The following is a 25285-nucleotide window of genomic DNA, read 5'->3' on the forward strand; positions in this document are numbered from 1 at the left end:
CCGCATGCGTTCGAGCTTGCACGGGCGTTTTAGTCGGCTGACGCGCGCTTGTCGCTAGCCGATAGCGTCTGACTGACGATATCGGAAGCCGAAGCCGAAGCCGAAGCCGAAGCCGAAGCCGAAGCCGAAGCCGAAGCTGGCGGCTGCGCCGTCCCCGTTTCCTGATCCATCTGCGCGACATCCCACCCGCCGCCTAGCGCCTTCACCAATCCCACCGACGAGACCATCCGCTGTCCCGCGATATTCGCCAGCTTCTGCTGCGCCGTGAACGCCGTGGTTTGCGCGGTCAGCACGTTGATGAACGCGACCGTCCCCGCCTTGTACTGATTGTTGATGATCGCGAGCGCCTGCTGCGCCGACTCCACCGCCTGCTGCTGCACGACGACTTCCTTCTCGAGAATGCGCAGCGAAGCGAGATTGTCTTCGACATCCTGAAACGCCGTCAGCACCGTCTGCCGATACGTCGCGACATTCTGGTCGTAAGCGGCACGCGCGGCGTCCGTGCGGGCGGCGCGCAAACCGCCATCGAAAATGGTTGCGGCGATGTCCGGGCCGAGCGTCCAGAAACGCGACGGCGCGCGCAGCAATTGCGACAACACCGAGCTTTCGAAGCCGCCCTGCGCGGAGAGCGTGAGCGTGGGAAAGTACGCCGCGATTTCCACGCCGATCTGTTCGTTCGCCGCCGCAGCCTTCCGTTCGGCCGATGCGATATCCGGCCGCCGTTCGAGAATCGCCGATGGCATCTGCGCGGGCACGGTCGGCGGCGTGGCATCGAGCGGCATCTGCGCCAGCGAGAAGGTCGAAGCCGCCTCGCCGATAAGCACCGCGATGGCATGCTCGTACTGCGCGCGCGCGACGCCGTTATCGATTGCCGATGCCTGCGCCGACTGCAACTGCGTCTGCGCCTGAATCACGTCCGAGCGCGCGACGATTCCCTGCCCATACTGATTCTGCGTGAGCTTCAGCGACTGCTGATAAGCGGCGACGGTATCGTCCAGAAGCCGTTGTTGCGCGTCGAGCGAGCGCAACTGGAAGTAGGTCTGCGCGAGCGTGCCTTGCGCGGACAGACGCGCGTTCGCAAGATCGGCTGCCGCGCCCTGCTGGCCGGCCTTCTGCGCCGATACCGTGCGGCTCACGCTGCCCCAGAGATCAGGCTCCCAAGTGGCATCGAGCGATGCGCTGAAGCTGTTGCCGACGGTGCTGGAACTGTTGCCGAACGTCGAAGTGCTCGTGGAACGCGTGCCGGCACCTTGCCCAGAGCGCGACCCCGAAGCCGACGCACCGATGGTCGGGAAATATGCCGCGCGCGCCTCGCCGACGAGCGCCCGCGCCTGCCGATAAGCCGCCGCATATTGCGCAACCGTCTGGTTCGACTGATTCAGCCGCGCTTCGAGGTCGTTGAGCGTTGCGTCGTCGTAAATGGTCCACCACGTTCCGCGATCGGTCTGATCGGCGGGCTGCGCGACTTTCCAGCCTTCGGGCGCTTCCTTATAGGACGCGGGCATTGCCGTGGACGGGCGCTGATAGTCGGGGCCGACCGCGCAACCGGCGAAGGACAACGCCAGCGTGGCCGCAAGCGCAGTGGCGGAAAGGCGCAGCGAGGATGAAACAGCGAGGCGAGACGGCATCTGCTTTCGAAATTCCTGTCGGCGGCGCTTCGTCCGATACGACGAATGCGACTGCCGAGATGGTAACGGAACGCTCGCGAAGCAGGTCGGGGGACTTGCGCGCGAGCGTCAGGCAGACGTTAGGGTAACGGCTTCGGCGTAAGGTGGGTGTTACGCGGTGGCGGAAATCGGTTACGACGCGTTACGCGCTTCAGGCGCCGCCTGCTCCGCCGCTACTGGAGCAAGCGCACGGCGCGGGAAGCAAGGTGCGGTTGGATGCACGCGCCGGCTTTTCAGTCTTGCGCCGCTGCCGATTCTCGAACCATCCCATGGCCAGCACGATGAACGAACCGCCCGGCATCAGGAACACGATCAGATACAACGCGAATTTCCACGAGTTCAGATTCGGCGGAACGAACTGACGGGATGCGTTGGCGATCGAGCTGCTGACTTGGCCGAAACGTCGGCCGGCGGTGCGGGCAAAGCGGGTCATCGAAGGGTCCTTGGGGCGTCGCGAACGACGCATCGGGCGATCAGAACATGGTCTCGGGTGGCGCATGTCGCGCGTAACTCGGTGGCTTAAATAATATTGACTATGCAAGTAGTTTTCAAGATACTACCGATTGCTTTTTTCGGAATGTTGCTTTTCCGGGACGTTGCATGGCTTTGCGCGTCGTCCCACGGACCGTCGAATGACCAGCGAACCGCTTTACGATCCGGCCACGATTCAACTCGACACCAGCCTCGGCTACTACCTTGCGAAGGCTCGCAACGTGTTGATCGCGCGAACTGACGAAGCGCTGCGGCCGCTCGATCTGACGTCGCAACAAATCGGCGTGCTGCTTTTCCTGGCAGCGGGTCGAGCGCGCACGCCGCTGGAACTGTCGCGCGAGATGTCTTACGACAGCGGTTCCATGACGCGCATGCTGGACCGGCTGGAGAAGAAGGGTTTCATCGGCCGCACGCGTAGCGACGCGGACCGGCGCATCGTCGAACTGAATCTGACGGACCGTGGCCGCGCCGCCGCCGCGCAACTGCCCGCGCTTGGCGCTGCGGTGCTGAACGAGCAGTTGGCAGGCTTCAGCCGGGCCGAACTCGATCTTCTGACGTCGATGCTAGCGCGCATCATCGGCAATTCGCCTGGTGCTGGCCGCGCAGGTTGTGTCGGATGTGCGGAAGACGCCGAGGAGTGACCAAGCAGCGGCAACGTAGCCGCCAAAAGCCGCGCATTTCGCTGTCTGGGCAGAGAATGCCGCGGCACGGACTTTCGAACGCATAAGAGAAAAGATATGTCGACGACCGCGACTGCCGAACCCGCCACGCCCGCGCCGCGTCCGCTCACGGGCGGCATCCTCGCCTTGCTGACAATGGGCTTGGCGCTCGGCACCTTCATGGAAGTGCTCGACACATCCATCGCCAATGTCGCCGTGCCGACCATTTCAGGAAGTCTGGGCGTCGCGACGAGCGAAGGCACGTGGGTAATTTCCTCGTACTCGGTTGCATCCGCGATCGCCGTGCCGCTCACCGGCTGGCTCGCGCGCCGCGTCGGCGAAGTGAAACTGTTCACTATCTCCGTGCTGTTGTTTTCCGTGGCGTCGGCGCTTTGCGGCTTCGCGCATAACTTCGAATCGCTCATCGGTTTCCGGCTGCTGCAAGGCCTCGTATCCGGCCCCATGGTGCCGCTGTCGCAAACCATTCTCATGCGCAGCTATCCGCCGGAAAAACGCGGACTCGCGCTCGGTTTGTGGGCAATGACTGTCATCGTCGCGCCAATCTTCGGTCCCGTGATGGGCGGCTACATCACCGACAACTACACGTGGCCGTGGATCTTCTATATCAATGTGCCGATCGGCATCTTTTCGGCGGCGATTGCGTACTTTCTCCTGCGCGGACATGAGACCAAGACGACGCGACAGCGCATCGACGCCGTCGGGCTCAGTTTGCTCGTGATCGGCGTCGCGAGCCTGCAGATGATGCTCGATCTCGGCAAGGACCGCGACTGGTTCAACTCGACGTTCATCGTCACGCTAGCGATCGTCGCGGCGGTATCGCTCGCGTTCATGTTCGCGTGGGAGGTGACGGAAAAAGAACCGGTGATCGACCTGTCGCTGTTCCGCGACCGCAATTTCGCAATGGGCGTGATGATCACTTCGCTGGGCTTTCTCGCGTTCTTCGGCTCGGTCGTGGTGTTGCCGCTGTGGCTGCAAACCGTGCTCGGCTATACGCCGTGGCTCGCGGGTCTTGCAACCGCGCCGGTCGGCATACTGGCGCTCGTGCTCTCGCCGATGATCGGGCAAAACATGCATCGCATGAATCTGCGCGTGGTCGCGAGCTTCGCGTTTATCGTGTTTGCGTTCGTGTCGTACTGGAACTCGACCTTCACGCTCGATACGCCCTTTAGCCACATCATCTTTCCTCGTCTGATTCAGGGCATTGGCGTCGCGTGCTTCTTCGTACCGATGACGACCATCACGCTATCGAGCGTCTCCGACGAACGGCTCGCCGGCGCGGCGGGGCTGTCGAATTTTCTGCGGACCTTGTCGGGCGCGATAGGCACGGCGGTTAGCACGACCTTCTGGGAGAACGACATGATCCGCCATCATTCGGTGCTCACGGAGTCGGTGAGCGCCTATTCGCAGGGCACGACCGCTTATTCGGACCTTCTCTCGGGACTGGGGCTTTCAGGGCAGGCACTGACGGCGCAACTGGACCGCGTGGTGTCGGCGCAGGCGTACATGATGTCGACCAACGACTTTTTCCGCATTTCCTTCTATGCGTTTCTCGTGCTCGCCGCGATGGTCTGGCTGACGCGCCCGAGGAAAGGCGCGTCGGCGACGACGGGACACTGACGCCTATTGCGGCGTGAGCGGTTCGCCCGACTGGCCCGGCTGGCTGTCGAGATTGAGCGGTACAGGTTGCGGATTCGTCTGCACGGCTTGCGGCGTTGCGCTCACGGGGCGCGTCGCGCCATTGCGCACGAACTGCTTGAAATCCGCGCCCGCTTGCCACGGACCCGGCTGGCAGCCGAGCGGACTGTCGCAATGCGCGGCGAAACCGATCGTGGCCGTGCCTTCGTTGCTCGGCGTCTTGGTGATCTGATAAGCAAGCGCACGCTTGCCGCTCGACGGTCCTGCCGTCTGGATGATCGAATCCGTGATTGCCTGAAGCTTGTACTCCGAATGATTCGTCACCCAGACTTGCGCGCGCGCCCACCAGGCGTCGCATTCCAGCTTGCTCATGCAGGTGAGCGGCGCGGTGGCCTGCTCCATCGTCTGACTGCTGACCTGGCCTTCGCTCGTGCAGCTCGCGAGCAGAACCAGCGCTGCCGTCGCCGATGCGGCCTTCAGTAATTTGGTGCTCATTGCATCCCCGCTAGTCGATAAGTCCTTGATCATTTTGACTGATCCCGCCGGGCGGCGTTTCTGCGCGTTTCGGGTTGTTTCAAACACGCGTAACGCTTGCCGCGCGCACGAGGCGCGGGCAAGGTAAAACTACGCGCCGGTTCAGCGCGCGCCCGCCTTGTAGTCGCGATACGCGGTGACGAATTCGTCGAACGTTTCGGTTTGATTGCGTTCGATCTCGGCTTGCTCTTCCAGCGACTTCGCGGCAAGCGCGGCCATCTCGCCTGCTTCTTCGGGCGAAAGCGGACGCTCGCGGAAGAACTCCGCATGCTGGCGGCTCAAGTCGAGCGCGAAGGCATCGAACGATTGCTGCTTGTCGCGCATCGTCTGAAGCACGCGTGCCGAAGGCGTCAGCGATGCATCGCGAATGCGCGGCCGCAGTGCTTCGAGCACGCGCGTGGTGTCGTTCGTGCCGTCGAGTTGATCGAGGATCTTCGCAACCGGCGCAATGGCGTCGAACAATTCCTCGGCCCATTGCTGCATCGACACGGACGCGCCGTCGCGCGTAAGCGTCAGTCCTGGCTTGCGCCCTTCCTTCGATACCTTGGTGAAGTTGCCGTTCGCTTCGAGATTCGCTTCGCGCGAGAGCAACGGGCTGTCTTCGAGCGCGCAGTAAAGCAGATAGGCGTCGAGAAAGCGCGAAGTGGCGAGGGAAATGCCGGTCGGCTCGAACGGATCGATATCCAGACAACGCACTTCGATGTACTGCACGCCGCGATCGGCCAGCGCATGCAGCGGACGCTCGCCCGAACGCGTGACGCGCTTAGGCCGAATGGTCGAGTAGAACTCGTTTTCGATCTGCAATACGTTGGTGTTGATCTGCACCCACTCGCCGTTACGCTGCGTGCCGATGGCCTGATAAAGCGCATACGGCTGGCTCACGGCGTTCGCGAGCACGTCGACATACGCGGCGAGATTGTCGTAACTCGGCAATAAATCCGCCTGCGCGGGATTGTTCGTGTAGCCGAGATCGCTCATGCGCAGACTGGTGGCGTGCGGCAGATAGAACGTGTCCGCGTCGAGCGCTTCCAGGCTATGTGCCTTGCCTTCGATGAAGCGCCGGTTCAGCACGGGCGATGCGCCGAACAAATACATCAGCAGCCAGTTCGTGCGCCTGAAATTGCGGATGAGCGCGAAATAACGCTCCGACTGGAAGTCTTTCGCCGAGAGCGTGCTCGACGGATCGAGCGCTTGCCACGCGCGCCAGACGTTTTCGTCGAGCGAATAGTTGTAGTGGATGCCCGCGATACATTGCATCGTGCGGCCGTAGCGCAGCGCCAGCCCGCGCCGGTACACGTGCTTGAGCGTACCGATGTTCGACGTGCCGTAAAACCCGAGCGGAATGTCGTCTTCCGGCGGCAGCGAACAGGGCATCGAATCGTTCCACAGCAACTCGTCGCCGAGATGCGCGTAGGCGAAACGATGCAGCAGATCGAGACGATCGAGCGTCAGCGTGATATCCGTTTCCGCCGGCGTGATGAGTTCGACGAGCGCTTCCGAATAGTCGGTCGTGATGAGCGGATGCGTCAGCGCCGAGCCGAACGAACGCGGATGCGGCGTCGTCGCGAGCTTGCCTTCGGGCGTCACGCGCAGGCTTTCTTTCTCGATGCCGCGCAAGCCTTGACGCAACGCGTTGGCGTGCGGTCCGGACGCGAGCGCGGCGAGCCGGCGCTGATAGGCGCCGGCCTTGGGGTGAGCGGATTGCTGGTTTGCCATTGAAGCCGTTGAGCGAGGAGCGCAGGTGTTTCGCGCCCGGTCTTATTTTCGGGTAGCGGGCACTTTAACATCTCGGTGTTCGACGTGCTTGGGCCCAATGGCAGCGGGCGTTTGCGGGGATTTCCGGGGTTTGCGGGGCGGCCGCGCTCAGGACTTCGCGTCCCTTTGCGCGCGTTCGGTATCGAGCAGGGCCTCCTTGCGCGTCACACCCCAGCGATACCCCGTGATCGCGCCGTCCTTGCCAATCACGCGATGGCAGGGAATCGCGAGCGCCACCGGATTCGACGCGCACGCGTTCGCCACCGCCCGCACCGCGCGCGGCGCGCCGAGCGCTTCGGCGATCTCGGAATAGGTGCGCGTCTGCCCGTAGGGAATGTTGCGCAACGCTTCCCAGACGCGCCCTTGAAACGCCGTGGCGCCGATGTCGAGCGGCAAATCGAAACGTTCGCGCGTGCCCTGCACGTAGGCCAGAACTTGCGCGACGAACGGCTCCAGTCGCGTGGCATCCTCGATTCGCTCGGCCATGGCGAATTCCACCGCCAATTGATCGATGAGTGCGCGGCCATCGTCGCCGAAAGCGATCTTGCAGATGCCCTTGTCGGTTGCCGCGACCAACACGACGCCGAGCGGCGTGTCGGCCGTCGTATAGCGCACGGTCGAGCCCGCGCCACGGCGCTTGTAGGCCGATGGCGTCATGCCGAGTTCGGCGGGAACGGCGTCGTACAGACGCGAAGGCGAGCCGAAACCGGCGTCGTTGGTCGCGCGGGTGACGTCCTGGCCGTGCTGCAAGGCTTCACGCAGCACGCCTGCGCGCCTCGCCGCCTGATACTGCCGCGGCGATACGCCGACGATGCGCGAAAACAAGCGCTGCAAATGAAACGGGCTGACGTGCACGGCGTCGCTCAGTTGCGCGAGCGTCAGGCGCCGCTGCGGATCGGCGTCGAGTACCTTGCACGCGCGCTCGACAATCGCGAGTTCGCGCGGCAGGCCGGTCGGCTGGCAACGCTTGCATGGCCGATAACCCGCTTCGGCGGCGGCATCCGTCGTCTGGAAAAATTCGACGTTCTCGCGTCGCGGCGCCCGCGACGCGCACGACGGACGGCAGAATACGCCCGTGGTGCGCACCGCGAAGAAAAAAGCGCCGTCGGCGCGCGCGTCGCGATCGACCACGGCTTGCCAGCGGCCGGCGTCGGTATCGAAATCAGGGACGATATGAAAGGTTTCCGCGATGTTCATGGCTGCTCCAGTGGAAGGGCGTGAATCCACTGTAAGGCCCTGTGAGAAAGGTTACGCGCCGTTTCTTGCGCTGTCATCGCGCGCCGCGTCCAGCAATTTCAGAATTGTGACGCACAGATGCCACACTTCGGCGCCATAGGGGTTTTTACTAAAAAAACTATTGCGTCGCATCAAGTGGCTGTGTAGTATTGGAACTGTCTCCTCCATGTCTCCTCCTGATATGGATTCAGCCCGCCAACTAGGCGGGCTTTTTTTCGTCTGTCGTTTTTGGCGATGCCGCGCGCCGCGTGGCTTTCGGGCGTAAAAAAACCGGGCGTCTGAAGCTCGCCCGGTTCGTTTTCACCGAGCTACATCACAGCACGTAGCGAGAAAGATCCTCGTCCTGCGCCACGTCGTTCAGTGCGCGATCCACATACGCCGCGTCGATTCGCACCGGTGTGCCCGTGTGGTTCCCCGCCGCGAACGACACTTCCTCCAGCAACTTTTCGATCACCGTGTAAAGCCGCCGCGCGCCGATGTTCTCCGTCTTCTCGTTCACCGAGAATGCGACTTCGGCGAGACGCCGGATGCCGTCATCGGCGAAATCGAGTTCCACGCCTTCGGTCGCGAGCAGCGCCTTGTATTGCTTGACGAGACTTGCATCGGTGGAATTCAGGATCGACTCGAAGTCCTGCACGGACAACGAATCCAGCTCGACGCGAATGGGAAAACGCCCTTGCAGTTCGGGAATCAGATCGCTCGGCTTGGCCAGATGGAACGCGCCACTCGCGATAAACAGAATGTGATCTGTCTTGATCATCCCGTATTTCGTGTTGATGGTCGTGCCTTCGACGAGCGGCAGCAGGTCGCGCTGCACGCCTGCGCGCGACACTTCCGCGCCGCCGGTTTCGCTGCGCGACGCGATCTTGTCGATCTCGTCCAGAAACACGATGCCGTTTTGCTCGACGTTCTGCACCGCGCGGCTCTTGACCTCTTCGTCGTTGAGCATCTTGCCGGCTTCCTCGTCGGTGAGCAGCTTGAGCGCTTCCTTCACCTTCACCTTGCGGCGCGTCTTCTTGCCGCCGCCGATGTTCGCGAACATCGAACGAATCTGCTCGGTCATGTCTTCCATGCCCGGCGGACCCATGATGTCCATGCCGACTTGCGGCTGTTCGACATCGAGTTCGATTTCCTTGTCGTCGAGCGCGCCTTCACGCAGCCGTTTGCGGAAGGTCTGACGCGTGACGTTGTTGCTGTCCTCGGCCGATTCCGCCGCGCTCGACGCGCCGAAGCCAACCGGCCGCGCGCTCGGCAGCAGAATATCGAGAATGCGGTCTTCGGCGCGATCCTCGGCCTTCGTGCGGACTTTCTTCATCTCCGATTCGCGCGTCTGCTTCACCGAAATCTCGATCAGATCGCGCACGATGCTGTCCACGTCGCGGCCGACGTAGCCCACTTCGGTGAACTTGGTCGCTTCGATCTTGATGAACGGCGCGTCCGCGAGCTTCGCGAGACGTCGCGCGATCTCGGTCTTGCCGACGCCCGTCGGCCCGATCATCAAAATGTTCTTCGGCGTGATTTCCTGACGCAGCGGCTCGGCGACTTGCTGACGGCGCCAGCGATTGCGCAGCGCGACCGCGACCGCTTTCTTCGCGCGGCCCTGGCCGATAATGTGTTTGTCGAGTTCCGAGACGATTTCGGCGGGAGTCATGGTGGTCATCGTTGGTCCTTTGCGCGCGTGCGCTTACTCGATCGTCTCGATGACGCGATTGTGATTGGTGTAGATGCACATGTCGCCGGCGATGGTCAGCGCCTTCTCGACGATTTCGCGCGGAGAGAGTTCGGTGTTTTCGGCGAGCGCCTGTGCCGCGGCTTGTGCGTACGCGCCGCCCGAGCCGATGGCGCAGATGCCGTTTTCGGGATCGAGCACGTCGCCGTTGCCGGTGATGACGAGCGTGGCTTGCGCGTCGGCGGCAATCAGCATGGCTTCGAGACGTCGCAGCATGCGGTCGGTGCGCCAGTCCTTGGCGAGTTCGACGGCTGCGCGCGTGAGATTGCCCTGATGCTTTTCCAGCTTCGCTTCGAAGCGGTCGAGCAGTGAGAACGCGTCGGCCGTGCCGCCGGCGAAGCCGACCAGCACCTTGCCGCCATAGATACGGCGCACTTTCTTCGCGCCGCCTTTCATGACGATATTGCCGAGCGTCACCTGACCATCGCCGCCCAACGCGACTTTGCCGCCGCTTCGCACGGAGACGATGGTCGTGCCGTGAAATTGTTCCATGTGCGTTCCTTGAGAAAACGAAGGACGCGGGCGGCTCGATCTAAAGAACCGCCACGCAGTCGAGAATTCGATGGAGTGCACGGCGCGGGGTTCCGCCCGACTCGAAAAGACGAGCGTCCGGCGCCGCGCACGCGCCGTCGTCGTGAACGGGCGCGTCGGATTCATTTTAGGGCGATGGGGAATTTATCAAGACACGCGATGCGCAGGACGCGCCGCGCAAACAAAAAGGCACACGCGGATGCGTGTGCCTTGCGTGTACCGGAGCGTTCGAACACGCGAATTTCGCGGCGGCGTCTTCCCCGTGGCGGGCGGCCCCGCGACGTTCGCCGAGAAAGACGCGCTTCAGTCGCCGAACAGCTTCTGACGCAGTTCGCGGCGTTCCTGTGCCTCGAGCGAGAGCGTGGCGGTCGGGCGCGCGATGAGACGCGGAATGCCGATCGGCTCGCCGGTTTCCTCGCACCAGCCGTAATCGCCGGACTCGATGCGCGCGAGCGACTGCTGCACTTTCTTCAGGAGCTTGCGTTCGCGGTCACGCGTGCGCAGTTCCAGTGCATGCTCTTCCTCGATGGTCGCGCGATCCGCCGGGTCCGGCACGATCACCGTTTCCCGCAGGTTCTCGGTCGTCTGTCCGGCATTCTTGAGAATGTCGGCTTGCAACTGTTCGAGCCGGTTCTTGAAGAAGGCGAGCTGTTCCTCGTTCATGTAGTCCTTCTCGCTCATCTTCAGGATTTCGGCTTCGGTCAAGAGTTTCGTTGTCATCTGCTTGCTTCTTCAATGTAAGGCGAAGTCTTCCGCAACGCCCCGACTACATTACCCGCATGCAGCGTCATGGCATCACGCGACACGTCGATGCGGGGCCGAACTCCTCTGGAAACCGATTACGGATGTATCCGGTACGCGGGGCATTTTTTCGCATGTCCGCGTTCCGGGCCTTCCTGCGTTGTTTCGATTCGCCTTCCCCCGCTAAATCGAGATAACGCAAAACAGGCCATCCCTTCTCCTGACATCCGACAGCGTAAGGCTCAGATGTGACTTCAAGCCATGCGCCAAACGGATTTGCCCTTCTCCAGTGGGGCTGTATTGTAACTGAACCGCAATTTCCGACGACAACGAGAAAACCCTGTCAATTTATGTCGGAATTTCAAAAATATAACGCGTGGACGTACAAAAAGCGATGCTGCTTCGTGGTCGCGACTACACACGCCACACGAAAGTCACGCTACGAAAAACGCCGCGCGCGATAGGCCGCGGCGGCGTTTCCAGCTTTTCGCGCACGCTTCCTGAAGACGGGAACCGCGGCTATCAAGCGATATGCATGCCAATCTATTTGACGAGGCAGGCGTCGAGGCCGTCGAAAATCAGATCCTTCGGCAACTCGATACCGATGAACACCATCTTGCTGTTCTTCTTCTCGATCGGCATCCACTTGCTGGCGAGGTCGCTGCCCATCATCTGATGCACGCCCTGGAACACGACCTTGCGATCCACGCCCTTCATATAGAGCACGCCCTTGTAGCGCAACAGACGCTCGCCGTAGATCTGCAAGATGCCGCCCAGGAAGTCTTCGAGGCGGTTCGGATCGAACGGCTTGTCGCTGCGATACACGAACGACTTGATCTTGTCGTCGTGATGCGCGTGATGGTGATGATGATGCTCATGGTCGTGGCTATGATCGTGACCGCAAGTGGCGTGATCGTGGTCGTCGCCGTGATCGTGCGCGTGGTCATGGCCGTGATCGTGGTCGTGGTCGTCTTCCGCGAGGAAATCCGGGTCGATCTCGAGCTTCGAATTCAGATTGAAGCCGCGCAGGTCGAAGATTTCCTTGATGTCCGCATCGCCGAAATTGACGACGCGAATGGCCGCGCGCGGGTTCATGTGCAGCAGGCGATGCTTGAGCGCTTCGAGCGCGGCGGCATCGACGAGGTCGGACTTGGTGATGAACAGGCGGTCTGCGAAACCGACCTGACGCTGCACCACTTCGTGCTGGTCGAGCTGCGCGTTCGCGTGCTTTGCATCGACGAGGGTGATGATCGCGTCGAGCAGGAATTCGTCGGCAACCGTGTTGTCCATGAAAAACGTCTGCGCCACGGGGCCCGGATTCGCGAGACCCGTCGTTTCGATCACCACGCGGTCGAAATCGAGCGTCCCCGCCTTCTTGCGGTTAGCGAGGTCTTCCAGCGCACGCGCCAGATCGCCGCGAATCGTGCAGCAGATGCAGCCGTTGCTCATCTGGATGATCTGCTCGTTCGTTTCCTGCACGAGGATTTCGTTGTCGATGTTCTCTTCGCCGAACTCGTTCTCGATCACGGCGATCTTCATGCCGTGCTGCTCGTTCAAAATGCGCTTCAGCAGCGTGGTTTTGCCGCTACCCAGAAAGCCGGTCAGGATGGTTACGGGAATCATGGTGTCGCCTGTGTCCTTGTCTGTGTTCGGGGATTGCGCGGGCCGCGGCAGGCGCAATGAGTCGAATATTGAAACATATTTGCCGAACCGGTGCTCCGTGCGACCCGGTTACGTGGCCGCTAGATAAGGGCGCTCACGCAATTTGCAACAGCAGCCCTTTCAGGTATTCGCCTTCGGGAAAAGCCGTCAGCAAAGGGTGATCGACGCCCGCGCCGAGCCGCTTGAGGATGCGCGCATCGACACGCGCGTCCGACGCCGCGCCCGCGACGATCTTCTGGAAGAGGTCCGAATCGATCGCGCCGGAACACGAATACGTGAAGAGCAGCCCGCCCGGACGTAGCAGCTTGAAACCGCTGAGGTTGATGTCCTTGTAAGCGCGCGCGGCGCGCTCGACGCTCTCCTTCGACGGCGCGAACTTCGGCGGATCGAGCACGATCAAGTCGAAGCGCTGGCCTTCGTCGTAAAGACGGCGCAAGGTCTTGAACGCGTCGGCGTCGAGCCATTCGGCGCGTTCGGCGTCGAAGCCGTTTGCCGTGACGTTGGCGCGCGCCAGGGCGAGCGCGTCGCCGGACGAATCGACGGACACCACGCGCGTGGCGCCGCCCTTGAGCGCCGCGAGCGAAAAGCCGCCCGTGTAGCAAAAGCAGTTGAGCACTTCGCGGCCTTCCGCGTTTTGCTGAACCAGCACGCGGTTGTCGCGCTGATCGACATAGAAGCCTGTCTTGTGGCCGTGCATGACATCGACGTGATAGCGCACGCCGCATTCGTTCGTGATGAGCGTCTCGGGCGGCGCGTCGCCGGCGAGCACGCCGGTGGTTTGCTCGAGCCCTTCCTTCTGGCGAATCGACACATCCGAGCGTTCGTAGACATTTGGACAGCCGGTGGCGTCGATGAGCGCCTGCACGATCGCCTCTTTCCAAGCTTCGACGCCCGTCGCCATGAACTGGCAAACGAGTTGCGCGCGCGCGCCTTCGTCGGCGACGTAGTAATCGACGATCAAGCCGGGCAAGCCGTCCGCTTCACCGAAAATGAGACGCGTGGCGCCGGTATCGCGCACCATCGTCTGCCGATGCGCGACCGCGCGCTGCACGCGACGCTTGAAGAACGCGTGATCGACAGGCTCGGCTTCGTCGAAAGACCAGACGCGCGCGCGAATCTGCGAATGCGGGCTATACGACGCGCGCGCCAGAAAGCGGCCGTCGGCCGCGCGCACGGCGACGGTCGCGCCAGGCGCGGGATTGCCGTCGATCCGCGCGATGGCGTTGGCGTAAATCCACGGATGGCGGCGAACGAGCGACCTGTCCTTCGCCGGTTTGAGCGTGATGGTATGCATGAGAATGTCAGGCGCGGGCGCTCATGCAAGCGCCCGCAGGTTAATCGCGCTTCTTCGCGCGCGGGTGCGCTGAATCGTAGACGCGAGCGAGATGCTGAAAATCCAGCGATGTATAGACCTGCGTGGCCGTGATGCTCGCGTGACCGAGCAACTCCTGCACGGCGCGCAGGTCGCCGCTCGATTGCAGAACATGCGTGGCGAACGAATGCCGCAACACGTGCGGATGTACGTTCGACGGAATGCCCGCGAGCAGCGCCATGCGCTTCACGCGCTCGCGCACCACGCCGGGTGCCATGCGGTTGCCGCGCACCGAAATGAAGAGCGCGTGCGGGTCGTGCTTGACGAATTCGCCGCGTACCGCGATCCACGCGCGCAAGGCATCGACTGCCTTGCGTCCGACCGGAACCGAACGCCGCCGGTTGCCCTTGCCGAGCACCGTCACTTCCTCGTGCGCGAGATTGAGCCAGCCTTGCGAGCGGTATTCGGCGGTCTCGACGAAATGCACGTCCAGCCCGACTAGTTCGGCGAGTCGCAAGCCGGACGAGTAGAAGAGTTCGAGAATCGCGTGATCGCGCGCGGCTTCGGTTGTGCTGGCCTGGGGCGCGTCCATGAGCGCCATGGCGTCATCGACGGAAAGCGCTTTCGGCAAGCTCTTCTCGCGTTTGGGCGCGCGAATGGTCGCCACCGGATTCGCGGGCATGTCGACTTGCTGCGCGAACCATCGATAAAACGCCCGCCACGCCGACAGCCGATGCGCGATGGAGCGCGACGACAGCCCCGCCGAATGCGCCCTGACCACCGCGCCGCGCATATCGAGCGCGGTCAGCGATTCGAGCGGACGGTCTTTGGCGAGCGCGCGCAGTTCGCTCAGTTCGTACGTGTAGCCACGCAAAGTGTGTTCGGACAGACGCCGCTCGTGTTCGAGCATCGAAAGATACGTGGCGATGGCTTCGGCGGCGTCCATGGCGATCTCAGTAAGGCATCAGACGGCTCAAAGCCGCGCTGGCCAATGCGCCGATCTGCGTGAGGAAGTCGGTCGCCATGCCGTCGTGAAAGCGGCGCGGATCGGGCGAGCCCATGACGAGCAGGCCGAAGGTGGGCGCATCCGGACCGGCTTGCGGATCGCGCAGGGCGATCAGCGAGATCGATTCGATCTTGCGCTGCGCGGCGCCTTCTCCGGCAACGGTCGTAGCCGACGCCGAGTTCGGCGCGCCAAGCCACTGCGCCGCCGCGAAGCCGCTGTTCGCGCCGCAATACGGCACTTCGAGGTTATTCGCGAAGATGCGCACTTCCTCGCCGACCTGACGCGCGAAGTCGGCCTGGCGATACCCTTCGTCGACATCCCAGACGCGCAGCGCGGCGTGCGGAACGTCGAAGACTTCGCACAAGCCGCGACTGATGGTCGAGGGCAACGCGTATGGATCGCGCTGCGCGATCACGCGCACGGTCCAGCGGTTGAACTTCGTCGAGATGCTGTCGTTTTCGTGGCCGTAGCGCAGCAGTTCGGCGAGGCGCCGTTCGAGTTGCTTGTTCTTGTCGCGCAGCATTTCCATCTGGCGTTCCTGCAGCGACACGGCGGATTTGCCGTGCGGATTGGACAACCGGATCGTGCCGAGCACTTCAGCGTGCTCGGTGAAGAAATCGGGGTTGTCGAGCAGATAATCGGCGACTTCGCGTGGATTCATGGTCGATGGTCGTAATGATGCGATGCGTATGCAAACTCAGCCGGCGATGCGGTCGAGGTCGATCTCGCCTTCGAAAACCGTCGCGGCGGGTCCGGCCATGAAAAGCGGCGCGGATTCGTCGCGTGCGCCGTCCCAGCCGATGGTGAGCGTGCCGCCGTGCGTCTCGACGCGCACCGGCGTGTCGAGCACGCCGCGCCGGATGCCTGCCGCCACCGCCGCGCACGCACCCGTGCCGCACGCGAGCGTTTCGCCCGCGCCGCGTTCGTAGACGCGCAGCTTGACCGAATGACGATCGACGATCTGCATGAAGCCCGCGTTGACGCGCTTCGGAAAGCGCGCGTGACGCTCGATCAGCGGACCTTCGACGAGCACGGGATACGCTTCCACGTCATCCACGATCTGCACGGCGTGCGGATTGCCCATCGAGACGACGGAAATCCAGCGCGGTTCATTCGCGTAGCCGTTCAGATCGAGCGGCCAGAGCGTGTCGTTGCCTTCGTTGCGGCCTTCGAGACCGTGCGCGTCGAAAGGCACTTCGGGCGCATGAAACACCGGCGTACTCATGTCGACCGTCACTTCGCCATTGGCTTGCATGGTCAGCGTGATGACGCCGTTTTGCACCTGCACGCGCACGGTGGCGGCGTCGGTCAGCTTGCGGTCGCGCACGAACTTCACGAAGCAGCGCGCGCCGTTGCCGCAATGTTCGACCTCGCCGCCGTCGCAATTGAAGATGCGGTATTTGAAATCGACGCCCTCGATGGTCGGCTTTTCCACCAGCAGCAACTGGTCCGCGCCCACGCCGAAATGACGGTCAGCGAGCGCACGCACTTGCTGCGCGCTCAGATCGAGCGCCTGCGTGTAGCCGTCGAGCACGACGAAGTCGTTGCCCGCGCCTTGCATCTTGGTGAATTTGAGTTTCATGGCGCTATTGTATGTGAGCCTCACCGTCACGTTTCATGACGTTTCGCGACGATCTGCGCCACCACGGCGCCATGCGCGCTCAATAGAAGCCCGGCTCGCCCGGCGGACGCGTTTTGAAACGCTTGTGCACCCAGTAATACTGCTCCGGTATGTGCGGAATCTGCTCTTCGAGGAACTCGTTCATGCGGCGCGCGTCGGCTTCGTCGTCGCCAGTTGGGTAGTTCTGCCACGGCTCGAAAATCTTCAGCCGATATCCCTTGTAGTTCGGCAGCACCTCGCCGATGAACGGCACCACTTGCGCCTTGCCCGCTTTCGCCAGCCGGCCGACGGCCGTCAACGTACACGCCTGAATGCCGAAGAACGGCACGAAGGTGGAATTGCGCATGCCGTAGTCCATGTCCGCGCCGAGCATCACCGGTTTGCGGTCGCGCAGCCAGCGCAGCACGATACGCGCGCTGTCCGCACGGCTCGCCATGTCCGCGCCGAAGCGAGCGCGCTGCGCTTTCGCGATTTCCTCGACCTGCGGATTCGAGAACGGTTGATACAGCGACCCGCATTGCCGATGCAGCGAGTAGTTCAGAAAGATCGATCCCGCCTCGATGCCGACGAAATGCAGGCCGAGAAAGAGCGTGGGCGGCAGGTTCGGGTCGGAGAGATCGACGGCGCTGTCCACCTCGATCAGTTTTTCGAGTTTCTTGGCCGAGCCGAACCACTGCACGCTGCGCTCCACATAGCTGCGGATGGCGTGGCGGAAATGCTGCTGCGCGACTTCCTCGCGGCGCTCGGGCGACCAGTCCGGAAAGCAGAGCGCGAGGTTCGTATGTACGATGCGCTTGCGTCTGCTCGGGATCTGATAGAGCAGCCAGCCGAGTCCGTCGCCGAGCCGTGCCGTGATGCCGTAAGGGATGAGCGCCAGAAACTTGAGGAAGCCGAAGGCGAGCGCCACGCCAATGCGCCCTAACATGAGGTGCTCCAGCGAACAGACGGAGGTGAACTATGGACAGAAGATTGTTTCGGGACGAATGGGGACAAGCGTTCGGCTCAGTAAAAACACGGGAAACCGGTATAATAAGACCTTCGCCGAGTTAATGGACAACTTGCGGGGCGAAGCCGGCCGGCCTTCATGCAATCTGTGGAGAAGGGCTGGAGTTTAATGACATCCGCTAAAGCGTCGCCGCTTCAGACTCCGAACGAAGTCGGCTACGTGAGCAAACCACAACGTACTTTAATTGGAGTCTGAAGCGTGTCGAACGACTATCTGTTTACATCCGAATCCGTTTCCGAAGGCCACCCGGACAAGGTCGCCGATCAAATCTCCGACGCCATCCTCGACGCAATCCTGAGTCAGGACAAATACTCGCGCGTCGCAGCGGAAACGCTCTGTAACACCGGCCTCGTCGTCCTCGCGGGCGAAATCACCACGACGGCCAATGTCGACTACATCCAGGTTGCGCGCGACACCATCAAACGCATTGGCTACGACAACACCGACTACGGTATCGACTATCGCGGCTGCGCGGTGCTCGTCGCTTACGACAAGCAGTCGCCGGATATCGCGCAAGGCGTGAACAAGGCGCACGACAACAACCTCGATCAAGGCGCGGGCGACCAGGGCCTGATGTTCGGCTACGCATGCGACGAAACGCCCGAACTCATGCCGCTGCCTATCCACCTTTCGCATCGTCTGGTCGAGCGTCAGGCGAACCTGCGTCGCGACGGCCGTCTGCCGTGGCTGCGTCCGGACGCGAAGTCGCAAGTCACCGTGCGTTATGTCGATGGCCGTCCGCATTCCATCGACACCGTCGTGCTTTCCACGCAGCATGCACCGGACATCGATCTCTCGGACCTGCGCGAAGCCGTGATCGAGGAAGTCATCAAGCCGACGTTGCCGGCGGATCTCATCAAGGGCGACATCAAGTTCCTGGTGAATCCCACGGGCCGCTTCGTCATCGGCGGTCCGCAAGGCGACTGCGGTCTGACGGGCCGCAAGATTATCGTGGATACCTACGGCGGCGCAGCCCCTCACGGCGGCGGCGCGTTTTCGGGTAAGGACCCGTCCAAGGTCGACCGCTCGGCTGCCTACGCCGGCCGCTATGTCGCGAAGAACATCGTGGCAGCGGGCCTGGCCTCGCGTTGCCTGATTCAGGTGTCGTACGCTATTGGCGTGGCGCGCCCGACTTCGGTCATGGTCAACACGTTCGGCACGGGCCGCGTGTCGGATGCCGAGATCACGAAGCTCGTGCTCGAACACTTCGACCTGCGTCCGAAGGGCATCATTCAGATGCTGGATCTGCTGCGTCCGATCTACGAGAAGTCGGCGGCTTATGGCCACTTCGGCCGCGAAGAGCCGGAATTCACGTGGGAAGCCACCGACAAGGCTCTCACGCTCGCGGAAGCCGCGGGCACGGAACCGGTCGCGAGCGTCGCATAAAGCGTCGTATTGGTTCGGCAGGCAAAACGAAAACCGGCAAGCATCGCGCTTGCCGGTTTTTTTGTGCGTCGCTTTTATCGAAGCCCGCCGTGCGGGCCTTCAGCGTGCCGCGAATGCATACCAACCCGCGCTGCTAGCGGAAATACGTCGCGGACGGCGGCTCGTGTGGGCCGCCGCCTGAGGCTTCGGCAGTGCGGGCGCGCGGGCTTGCATCGGACGGCGCAGCAGCGCTCTCAACGACACCTTGCGCGATGCCGTGCGCGCGCGAAGATTGAAGAAGAAGCCGCGAAACCACGAGCGAATGCCAACGACCGGATGCACGTGCATGAGCTGTTCCGCGAGCGCTTGAGTGCGCGCGGAATGGTGCCGCAGTGCGCGAACCACGCCGCGTCGGGCCGGGCGCGCGGCGTGTGAGGCAACTCGGGTCAGGCCGGAAGCAATTCGGTGGTTCATATCGGGAAGAGTCGGTTGCATGGAGGCAACTCGACGATAGTCGTCTCAAAAATAGCGATCAACGGATTCGATCCAACGAGCCTGCGGAAGTTGCACCGAATTGATGCAGGCAATGTACAGGACCATTATTACTCCGGTAAGTCCGCGTTTTCCCTGCTGAATGCCGGACGAAGCGCCGGTCGCGCCGTTAAAGCGCAGGCCGAACGGGCTTTAGCCGCGCGTGAGATTTACAATCGTGCTATTCGCCCGGATGCCGGGTATTGCGATGGTTGAATGAAGTCACGTGAAGCCGTCGAGGTAAGAACTGAAATGTCCGAACACAATCCGCTTCAATCGAAATCAGAACAAGTGCGCGAATTGCGCGAGACGGGCTTCGTCGTCGTCAAGGGGCTGGTGCCTGATGCGCGCTGCCAAGCGTTACGCGAAGTTGCGCGCCGCCAGTTGGCGGAGGCGGCGACGCCGCTCGAATTCGAAGCCGATCTGAAATACCCCGGCGCACCCGATTCCCGGGACGCGCCCGGCGGACACACCGTGCGCCGTCTGCTTGACGCCTACGTGCGTGATCCGCTCTTCGCCGAGTTCGCGACATCGCCCGAGATTCGCGGCTGGATGGAGTTGTACTTCGGCGAAACGCCGTACCTTTCGCGCGCGCATCACAACTGCGTAATGACGAAGCATCCCGCTTACGGCAGCCTCACCGGCTGGCATCGCGACGTGCGTTACTGGGGCTTCGAGCGCGACGATCTGGTTTCGACGTGGCTCGCAATCGGCGATGAAACCGTCGACAACGGCGCGCTCTGGTTCGTGCCGGGCTCGCACAAGCTGCCGTTCACGTCCGACCGCTTCGATGAAGCGAAATTCTTCCGCTCCGACCTGCCCGAAAACGCCGCGCTGATCCGCACGGCGGTTTCGCCCGCGCTCGAACCCGGCGATGTCGTGTTCTTCCACTGCAATACGCTGCACTCGGCGGGCAAAAACCTCAGCGATAAGGTGAAATTCTCGCTCGTCTACACGTATCACGGCGCGAGTAACGTGCCGTTGCCAGGCACGCGGTCGGCCGCGAAACCGGAAGTGCCGCTCGTCTGAGCGCGTTTTGCGTTTTATCGGCGGGATGACGGCAGCGCAAGGCCGATCATTCCGGCGAGCGTGGCCACGACGCCGCCCGCGAGCAGCCAGATAGTTTTGTTCGTGGGCGAGCCGGTGAAAAAGCGCGATACGTCGTTACTCAACGAATGAAACGACTGGCCGCCGAAATAAAGCAGCACGATGCCGCCGACAATCAACGCAACAGAAATCGCTCGGGTCATGGGCCAGTCTCGCGGAAGGTAAGGCGCGACAGGTTATTCAATCTTCCCGCTCGCGTCCAGTCGTCCCGGTTTCAGGTGATCTGCTCGCGCGTCAGCGGCTGAATCTTGCGCAGCAATTCGGCCTGCACGCTCGCGTGATCGCTCGCGCGCGTCCATGCGCCCACGTTGAACTTGACGCCGGTGTCGGTGTAATCCGTTACCGCGATCCACGGCGCGGACGGCGCTTCCTGCACGATACGCGGATCTTCGCTCACGAGCCGGCGCAATTCCTCAAGCACATGTTCGACCTTCTGACCGTGCGCCACCTGAAAGTTGAGCACCACGCGGCGGCGTTCGTTCGCGCTGTAGTTGGTGATGGGATTCGCCCAGATCGTGCTGTTCGGCACGAACATGACGATGCCGTCGGCCTTGGTGAGGCGCGTGGTGAAGAGACCGATCTCGTTCACGGTTCCCGCCGTGGTGCCGACGCCCTCGATGTAATCGCCCACGCGGAACGGGCGCAGCAACAACAGCATCAGCCCCGCCGCGATGTTCTGCAGCGTGCCCTGCAACGCCAGGCCAATTGCCAGTCCGGCCGCGCCGAGCACGGTCAGGATACTCGCCGCCGCGATGCCGAACTTGCCGAGCGCGGCCACGATGGCGACTACGCGAATGGCCCACATCGCCACGCTGGCGAGCACCGGCGTGAGCGTGGCGTCGATATGCGTGCGCCCGAGCGTGCGCCGCAGCGCGTTGGCGACGAAGTTCGAAATCCACCATCCGACGGCGAGGATCAGGATCGCCATGAGGAAGTCGATGCCATACGTCACGGCAAGGGCTAACAGGGAATCGTAGGCAGGGCGCAGCTTATCGATAGAGTTCATCGGTCAGATTCCTTCATTTGGGATTTGCATTGGTCCGGCGTCGGACCAGAACGTTCCCGCATAGGCCGTCCGGACGAGGGTCGTACGGCTTGCGGCGGATTGGCTTAACATTGTCGGCCTCGACCGGCGGAGCGGCGAGCACGTGCCGCACAACGCCCGAACGCAGTCCCCGAAACCGATTCAGTCAACCAGCACGCAAAGGGAATTCGATATGGCATACGAAGCAGCTTCCGAGCGTTATACCCAGATGCAATACCGCACGTGCGGCAAGAGCGGATTGAAACTTCCTGCGTTGTCTCTTGGTCTGTGGCACAACTTCGGCGATACCACGCCCATCTCGACGCAACGCGAAATTCTGCGCACGGCATTCGATCTCGGCGTCACGCACTTCGATCTCGCCAACAACTACGGCCCGCCGTATGGCAGCGCGGAAACGAACTTCGGCCGGATCTTCAAGGACGACTTCCGGCCGTATCGCGATGAGCTGCTGATTTCGTCGAAGGCCGGCTGGGACATGTGGCCGGGACCTTACGGCAACGGCGGCGGTTCGCGCAAGTATGTGCTCGCGAGTCTGGATCAAAGCCTGAAGCGCATGGGCCTCGATTACGTCGATATTTTCTACTCGCATCGTTTCGATGCGGACACGCCGCTCGAAGAAACCGCAGGCGCGCTCGCCACCGCCGTTCATTCGGGCAAGGCGCTGTATGTCGGCATTTCGTCGTATTCGGCGTCGAAGACGCGCGAAATGGCGCGCTTGCTGGCCGAGCACAAGGTGCCGCTCTTGATCCATCAGCCGTCGTACAACATGCTGAATCGCTGGATCGAACACGAACTGCTCGATACGCTCGACGATCTCGGCACCGGCAGCATCGCGTTCACGCCGCTCGCGCAGGGCTTGCTTACGAGCAAGTATTTGAACGGCGTGCCGCAGGATGCGCGCGTGAACAAGGCGGGCGGCGGATCGCTCAAGCAGGAGCATTTGAGCGACGAGAATCTGGCGCATGTGCGCAAGCTCAACGAACTCGCGGAGCGTCGCGGTCAGAGCCTCGCGCAGATGGCGCTCGCATGGGCGTTGCGCGGTGGCCGTGTGACTTCGGTGCTGATCGGCGCGAGCCGCGCGGAACAGGTCGTCGAGAACGTCGCCGCGCTGAAAAATCTGGAGTTCAGCGCAGAGGAACTCGCCGAGATCGACAAGCATGCGCAGGAAGGCGGCGTGAATCTGTGGGAGAAGCCGTCGACGGATCAACGCATCTGATCGCGTCGTCCCGCCGTTGTCCCGGCCCGACCGTCAGAAGGGTATTTTGGGATAGTTGCGGAATCCGTTGCTATCATGCGGGCTCCGCGGCTTTTTGGCTGTGATTTGCGGCGTGTTCGACGCGCGTCTCCCGTTCTTCGCAATCATTCGCCAGGCCGAGCAGCCAGGTGCGCGCCGTCCCGCAAAGTCCCACGCGCGTCCAGCCAGTCTCTATGCCGCACGGCCGCGACACGACGGCAAATGTCGATCGGGTTAAAATGCTCGATTGCGCCGGGTTGTCCGGCTGGGTTGTCTGGTTTGCGCGCGTGCTTCGGCTCAAGTCTTGAGCAGGCCGCGTGATACCGAAGCGCCGACATCAGCCCATACGATCGTCCTTTTGCGTAGTTAAGCGCGGCAAAGTCTTTTCGATGCCCGTTCCCGCCAGAGCATTCGGCTGGCGGCAAGCGGCACCGCGTCATCGCATCATCGTTCTCGCACAGTCCAAGAAGCCATGAGCAACCTTAATTCTCAAACCGTTCTGAGCGTCCACCACTGGACCGACACGCTCTTCAGTTTCACCTGCACTCGCGATTCGTCGTTCCGCTTCGAGAACGGTCAGTTCACGATGGTGGGCCTCGAAGTCGAAGGCAAGCCGCTCTTGCGCGCCTATAGCCTCGCGAGCGCGAACTACGAAGAGCATCTCGAATTCTTGAGCATCAAGGTGCCGGACGGCCCCCTGACGTCGCGCCTTCAGCATTTGAAAGTGGGCGATCCCGTGTTGATCGGCAAGAAGCCGACGGGCACGCTCGTCGCCGACAACCTATTGCCGGGCAAAACGCTGTGGCTGCTTTCGACGGGCACGGGCCTCGCGCCTTTCATGTCGATCATCAAGGACCCGGACGTCTACGACCGCTTCGACAAGATCGTGCTGACGCACACGTGCCGTTTCGTCGATGAACTCGCGTACAAGGACTTCATCACCGAGCACTTGCCGGCGCACGAGCATATCGGCGAGATCGTGTCGGAGAAGCTCGTGTACTACCCGACCGTCACGCGTGAAGAGTTCGCGAATCGCGGCCGGATCACCGACCTGATCGAAACGAAGAAGCTGTTCGCGGATTTGTCGGTCGATCCGTTCTCGGTTGAAAACGACCGCGTGATGCTTTGCGGCAGCCCGCACATGCTGCGCGACACGCGCGAGTTGCTCGACAGCCTTGGCTTCAAGGAAGGCAGCAACAATCATCCGGGACATTACGTGGTGGAAAAGGCTTTCGTCGGCTGATTCGACTGCTGTTTGTCCTGTCGAGAAAACCGGTGCTTTCGTGCGCCGGTTTTTTTTCGCCCCGATTCGCCGGGGCATTGTTACAAATTGGCCGCCTGTGGCCACGACGCCGGGTCGTCAGCGAATAGTGGCAGTGTTTGCCAAACGGCATGAGGTTCACGTCTGAAAGCCTTGTCCGATATGGCTTTATGATAATTTTGAGATATGATTCCGCAGCGCTCAGACGGATGACGCAACGGTATCGTCCGTCGTCGATGTTACGGAGTGTAAATTTAGTTACGCTGCATGCGTCTTCTGGCGACGTAGCTCTAGTTGCGCTCACTTGGGAGACATTGAATGAACTCGTCGGCCAGAATTCCGCGTGAAACACGCAAGGCGCCGCGCGCGTCCGCTTCGCTAGTCTCCGTGCCGATCGACGCACGCCTCAAGAGCGATCACCGAGTGCGCAGTCTCGCGGCGCGCATCGACGAACTCACCACGCAACTGGCCGCCATGGAAGCGCACACGCGCGGCACACTCGCGCAGGACTTGCACGACGAGATGGGCGCCGTGCTGACCGCCGCCAACCTGGCGATATCCCGCGCGCAATACTGGCTTCCCGCCAATGCCCCCGCCGCTTGCGCCGATGCGCTTCGCCAGGCGCGCGACTGTATCGCGGAAGCGGGCGAAGCGAGTCATCGAATCGTCGAGGATTTGCAAGCGCCGCCCTTCGACACCGGTTTCACCACCGGACTTGCCGACTGGATCGCCACCTTCGGCGCGCGTGCTGCCATTCATGTCGATTTCGTCTGCCCCGACGATTCCCGCTTCGACGATCTCCCGCCCGGTCTCGCCGTCGCGCTTTTACGCGTGATGCAGGAAGCGTTGACCAATGTCGCACGCCACGCCCGGGCGACGCGCGCGCGAGTCAATGTCGGGCGTGACGCGCAAGGCGTGACGCTCGTCATCGACGATGACGGAATCGGCATGACGCCCGCCGCGCGCCGCAAGACCGGCCGCTTCGGCCTGCCCGGCATGCGTGCGCGATGCGAGGCGTTCGGCGGCAGCATGCGCGTCGCTGCATCGGAGATGGGCGGCGTCGCGGTGCACGCGCGGATTCCGCTGGTATGCCCGCCGCGTCCGGTTCGGCGCGCGGCCAACGCCTGAGGCCGCG

General features: G+C 62.3%; 24 protein-coding genes. 7 read left to right on the forward strand and 17 right to left on the reverse strand.

Features of this window, described 5'->3' with window-relative positions:
* Positions 1-29 precede the first annotated feature (29 nt).
* Together NCT04_RS14825 and NCT04_RS14830 are read right to left on the reverse strand one after the other, a co-directional pair.
* Positions 30-1628, reverse strand: a complete 1599-nt coding sequence (locus NCT04_RS14825) for an efflux transporter outer membrane subunit (protein ID WP_250466232.1) — start codon at positions 1626-1628, stop codon at positions 30-32.
* Positions 1629-1818: 190 nt separating this feature from the next.
* Positions 1819-2100, reverse strand: a complete 282-nt coding sequence (locus NCT04_RS14830; protein WP_244826651.1) for a hypothetical protein — start codon at positions 2098-2100, stop codon at positions 1819-1821.
* Between the two features lie 199 nt (positions 2101-2299).
* Here NCT04_RS14830 and NCT04_RS14835 point away from each other — a divergent pair, with 199 nt between their 5' ends.
* A complete protein-coding gene (locus NCT04_RS14835) occupies positions 2300-2800 on the forward strand; it encodes a MarR family winged helix-turn-helix transcriptional regulator (protein ID WP_250466233.1) in 501 nt (166 codons plus the stop codon).
* A gap of 96 nt (positions 2801-2896) precedes the next feature.
* Positions 2897-4456 (forward strand): DHA2 family efflux MFS transporter permease subunit, encoded by a 1560-nt coding sequence (locus NCT04_RS14840; protein ID WP_250466235.1) that lies wholly within the window; start codon positions 2897-2899, stop codon positions 4454-4456.
* 3 nt (positions 4457-4459) lie between these two features.
* Here NCT04_RS14840 and NCT04_RS14845 read toward each other — a convergent pair whose 3' ends face one another.
* The 12 genes from NCT04_RS14845 to NCT04_RS14900 all read right to left on the reverse strand — a co-directional run bounded on the left by NCT04_RS14845 (position 4460) and on the right by NCT04_RS14900 (position 17526).
* Positions 4460-4969 (reverse strand): hypothetical protein, encoded by a 510-nt coding sequence (locus NCT04_RS14845; RefSeq protein ID WP_244826654.1) that lies wholly within the window; start codon positions 4967-4969, stop codon positions 4460-4462.
* Between the two features lie 141 nt (positions 4970-5110).
* Positions 5111-6724: a glutamate--cysteine ligase gene (gene gshA / locus NCT04_RS14850; protein ID WP_244826655.1), complete on the reverse strand. Its 1614-nt coding sequence runs from the start codon at positions 6722-6724 to the stop codon at positions 5111-5113.
* A gap of 147 nt (positions 6725-6871) precedes the next feature.
* Positions 6872-7960, reverse strand: a complete 1089-nt coding sequence (gene ada / locus NCT04_RS14855; RefSeq protein WP_250466237.1) for a bifunctional DNA-binding transcriptional regulator/O6-methylguanine-DNA methyltransferase Ada — start codon at positions 7958-7960, stop codon at positions 6872-6874.
* Positions 7961-8312: 352 nt separating this feature from the next.
* Positions 8313-9659: an ATP-dependent protease ATPase subunit HslU gene (hslU, locus tag NCT04_RS14860; RefSeq protein WP_250466239.1), complete on the reverse strand. Its 1347-nt coding sequence runs from the start codon at positions 9657-9659 to the stop codon at positions 8313-8315.
* Between the two features lie 24 nt (positions 9660-9683).
* The gene (gene hslV / locus NCT04_RS14865; protein ID WP_244826658.1) at positions 9684-10220 is read right to left on the reverse strand and encodes an ATP-dependent protease subunit HslV; all 537 of its coding nucleotides are present in this window, start codon (positions 10218-10220) and stop codon (positions 9684-9686) included.
* A gap of 342 nt (positions 10221-10562) precedes the next feature.
* Entirely contained in the window at positions 10563-10979 is a 417-nt protein-coding gene (gene dksA / locus NCT04_RS14870; RefSeq protein ID WP_035962045.1) for an RNA polymerase-binding protein DksA, read from the reverse strand.
* Positions 10980-11543: 564 nt separating this feature from the next.
* Positions 11544-12623 carry a CobW family GTP-binding protein gene (locus tag NCT04_RS14875; RefSeq protein ID WP_250466241.1) on the reverse strand — a complete coding sequence of 360 codons (1080 nt, stop codon included), beginning with the start codon at positions 12621-12623 and terminating at the stop codon, positions 11544-11546.
* Between the two features lie 133 nt (positions 12624-12756).
* Positions 12757-13956, reverse strand: coding sequence for a class I SAM-dependent rRNA methyltransferase (locus NCT04_RS14880; RefSeq protein WP_250466243.1), 1200 nt, complete (start codon positions 13954-13956; stop codon positions 12757-12759).
* Positions 13957-13996: 40 nt separating this feature from the next.
* Positions 13997-14920 (reverse strand): tyrosine recombinase XerC, encoded by a 924-nt coding sequence (xerC, locus tag NCT04_RS14885; protein ID WP_244826661.1) that lies wholly within the window; start codon positions 14918-14920, stop codon positions 13997-13999.
* Between the two features lie 7 nt (positions 14921-14927).
* Positions 14928-15641 carry a DUF484 family protein gene (locus tag NCT04_RS14890; RefSeq protein WP_250466245.1) on the reverse strand — a complete coding sequence of 238 codons (714 nt, stop codon included), beginning with the start codon at positions 15639-15641 and terminating at the stop codon, positions 14928-14930.
* Positions 15642-15677: 36 nt separating this feature from the next.
* Positions 15678-16562: a diaminopimelate epimerase gene (dapF, locus tag NCT04_RS14895; protein WP_250466247.1), complete on the reverse strand. Its 885-nt coding sequence runs from the start codon at positions 16560-16562 to the stop codon at positions 15678-15680.
* 79 nt (positions 16563-16641) lie between these two features.
* Positions 16642-17526 (reverse strand): lipid A biosynthesis lauroyl acyltransferase, encoded by an 885-nt coding sequence (locus NCT04_RS14900; protein ID WP_250466249.1) that lies wholly within the window; start codon positions 17524-17526, stop codon positions 16642-16644.
* 279 nt (positions 17527-17805) lie between these two features.
* Between NCT04_RS14900 and metK the strand changes: the two genes are divergently transcribed.
* Positions 17806-18993: a methionine adenosyltransferase gene (gene metK / locus NCT04_RS14905; protein ID WP_244826665.1), complete on the forward strand. Its 1188-nt coding sequence runs from the start codon at positions 17806-17808 to the stop codon at positions 18991-18993.
* Between the two features lie 99 nt (positions 18994-19092).
* Here metK and NCT04_RS14910 read toward each other — a convergent pair whose 3' ends face one another.
* Entirely contained in the window at positions 19093-19377 is a 285-nt protein-coding gene (locus NCT04_RS14910; RefSeq protein ID WP_250466308.1) for a hypothetical protein, read from the reverse strand.
* Positions 19378-19755: 378 nt separating this feature from the next.
* On the opposite strand from NCT04_RS14910, the gene NCT04_RS14915 reads away from it, so the two are divergent.
* Positions 19756-20532, forward strand: coding sequence for a phytanoyl-CoA dioxygenase family protein (locus NCT04_RS14915; RefSeq protein WP_250466251.1), 777 nt, complete (start codon positions 19756-19758; stop codon positions 20530-20532).
* Positions 20533-20546: 14 nt separating this feature from the next.
* Here NCT04_RS14915 and NCT04_RS14920 read toward each other — a convergent pair whose 3' ends face one another.
* Together NCT04_RS14920 and NCT04_RS14925 are read right to left on the reverse strand one after the other, a co-directional pair.
* Positions 20547-20753 (reverse strand): DUF3185 family protein, encoded by a 207-nt coding sequence (locus NCT04_RS14920; RefSeq protein ID WP_244826668.1) that lies wholly within the window; start codon positions 20751-20753, stop codon positions 20547-20549.
* A 71-nt stretch (positions 20754-20824) separates the two neighbouring features.
* Positions 20825-21616 carry a mechanosensitive ion channel family protein gene (locus NCT04_RS14925; protein WP_244826669.1) on the reverse strand — a complete coding sequence of 264 codons (792 nt, stop codon included), beginning with the start codon at positions 21614-21616 and terminating at the stop codon, positions 20825-20827.
* A gap of 211 nt (positions 21617-21827) precedes the next feature.
* Here NCT04_RS14925 and mgrA point away from each other — a divergent pair, with 211 nt between their 5' ends.
* The 3 genes from mgrA (at position 21828) to NCT04_RS14940 (ending at position 25278) form a co-directional block, all read left to right on the forward strand.
* On the forward strand, positions 21828-22871 hold the full coding sequence (gene mgrA / locus NCT04_RS14930; protein ID WP_244826670.1) for an L-glyceraldehyde 3-phosphate reductase: 1044 nt from the start codon (positions 21828-21830) through the stop codon (positions 22869-22871).
* A 490-nt stretch (positions 22872-23361) separates the two neighbouring features.
* Positions 23362-24132, forward strand: coding sequence for a ferredoxin--NADP reductase (locus NCT04_RS14935; RefSeq protein ID WP_244826671.1), 771 nt, complete (start codon positions 23362-23364; stop codon positions 24130-24132).
* A 336-nt stretch (positions 24133-24468) separates the two neighbouring features.
* Positions 24469-25278 carry a sensor histidine kinase gene (locus NCT04_RS14940; RefSeq protein WP_250466252.1) on the forward strand — a complete coding sequence of 270 codons (810 nt, stop codon included), beginning with the start codon at positions 24469-24471 and terminating at the stop codon, positions 25276-25278.
* The last annotated feature ends 7 nt before the right edge of the window (positions 25279-25285 follow it).

Source organism: Caballeronia sp. GAFFF2 (assembly GCF_023631485.1).
Taxonomy (GTDB): domain Bacteria; phylum Pseudomonadota; class Gammaproteobacteria; order Burkholderiales; family Burkholderiaceae; genus Caballeronia.

Bases quoted from the DNA above. Each gene is read 5' to 3' on its own strand.
- NCT04_RS14825 (WP_250466232.1), bottom strand. From the start codon at position 1,628: ATGCCGTCTCGCCTCGCTGTTTCATCCTCGCTGCGCCTTTCCGCCACT.
- NCT04_RS14830 (WP_244826651.1), bottom strand. From the start codon at position 2,100: ATGACCCGCTTTGCCCGCACCGCCGGCCGACGTTTCGGCCAAGTCAGC.
- NCT04_RS14835 (WP_250466233.1), top strand. From the start codon at position 2,300: ATGACCAGCGAACCGCTTTACGATCCGGCCACGATTCAACTCGACACC.
- NCT04_RS14840 (WP_250466235.1), top strand. From the start codon at position 2,897: ATGTCGACGACCGCGACTGCCGAACCCGCCACGCCCGCGCCGCGTCCG.
- NCT04_RS14845 (WP_244826654.1), bottom strand. From the start codon at position 4,969: ATGAGCACCAAATTACTGAAGGCCGCATCGGCGACGGCAGCGCTGGTT.
- gshA (WP_244826655.1), bottom strand. From the start codon at position 6,724: ATGGCAAACCAGCAATCCGCTCACCCCAAGGCCGGCGCCTATCAGCGC.
- ada (WP_250466237.1), bottom strand. From the start codon at position 7,960: ATGAACATCGCGGAAACCTTTCATATCGTCCCTGATTTCGATACCGAC.
- hslU (WP_250466239.1), bottom strand. From the start codon at position 9,659: ATGACCACCATGACTCCCGCCGAAATCGTCTCGGAACTCGACAAACAC.
- hslV (WP_244826658.1), bottom strand. From the start codon at position 10,220: ATGGAACAATTTCACGGCACGACCATCGTCTCCGTGCGAAGCGGCGGC.
- dksA (WP_035962045.1), bottom strand. From the start codon at position 10,979: ATGACAACGAAACTCTTGACCGAAGCCGAAATCCTGAAGATGAGCGAG.
- NCT04_RS14875 (WP_250466241.1), bottom strand. From the start codon at position 12,623: ATGATTCCCGTAACCATCCTGACCGGCTTTCTGGGTAGCGGCAAAACC.
- NCT04_RS14880 (WP_250466243.1), bottom strand. From the start codon at position 13,956: ATGCATACCATCACGCTCAAACCGGCGAAGGACAGGTCGCTCGTTCGC.
- xerC (WP_244826661.1), bottom strand. From the start codon at position 14,920: ATGGACGCCGCCGAAGCCATCGCCACGTATCTTTCGATGCTCGAACAC.
- NCT04_RS14890 (WP_250466245.1), bottom strand. From the start codon at position 15,641: ATGAATCCACGCGAAGTCGCCGATTATCTGCTCGACAACCCCGATTTC.
- dapF (WP_250466247.1), bottom strand. From the start codon at position 16,562: ATGAAACTCAAATTCACCAAGATGCAAGGCGCGGGCAACGACTTCGTC.
- NCT04_RS14900 (WP_250466249.1), bottom strand. From the start codon at position 17,526: ATGTTAGGGCGCATTGGCGTGGCGCTCGCCTTCGGCTTCCTCAAGTTT.
- NCT04_RS14915 (WP_250466251.1), top strand. From the start codon at position 19,756: ATGTCCGAACACAATCCGCTTCAATCGAAATCAGAACAAGTGCGCGAA.
- NCT04_RS14920 (WP_244826668.1), bottom strand. From the start codon at position 20,753: ATGACCCGAGCGATTTCTGTTGCGTTGATTGTCGGCGGCATCGTGCTG.
- NCT04_RS14925 (WP_244826669.1), bottom strand. From the start codon at position 21,616: ATGAACTCTATCGATAAGCTGCGCCCTGCCTACGATTCCCTGTTAGCC.
- mgrA (WP_244826670.1), top strand. From the start codon at position 21,828: ATGGCATACGAAGCAGCTTCCGAGCGTTATACCCAGATGCAATACCGC.
- NCT04_RS14935 (WP_244826671.1), top strand. From the start codon at position 23,362: ATGAGCAACCTTAATTCTCAAACCGTTCTGAGCGTCCACCACTGGACC.
- NCT04_RS14940 (WP_250466252.1), top strand. From the start codon at position 24,469: ATGAACTCGTCGGCCAGAATTCCGCGTGAAACACGCAAGGCGCCGCGC.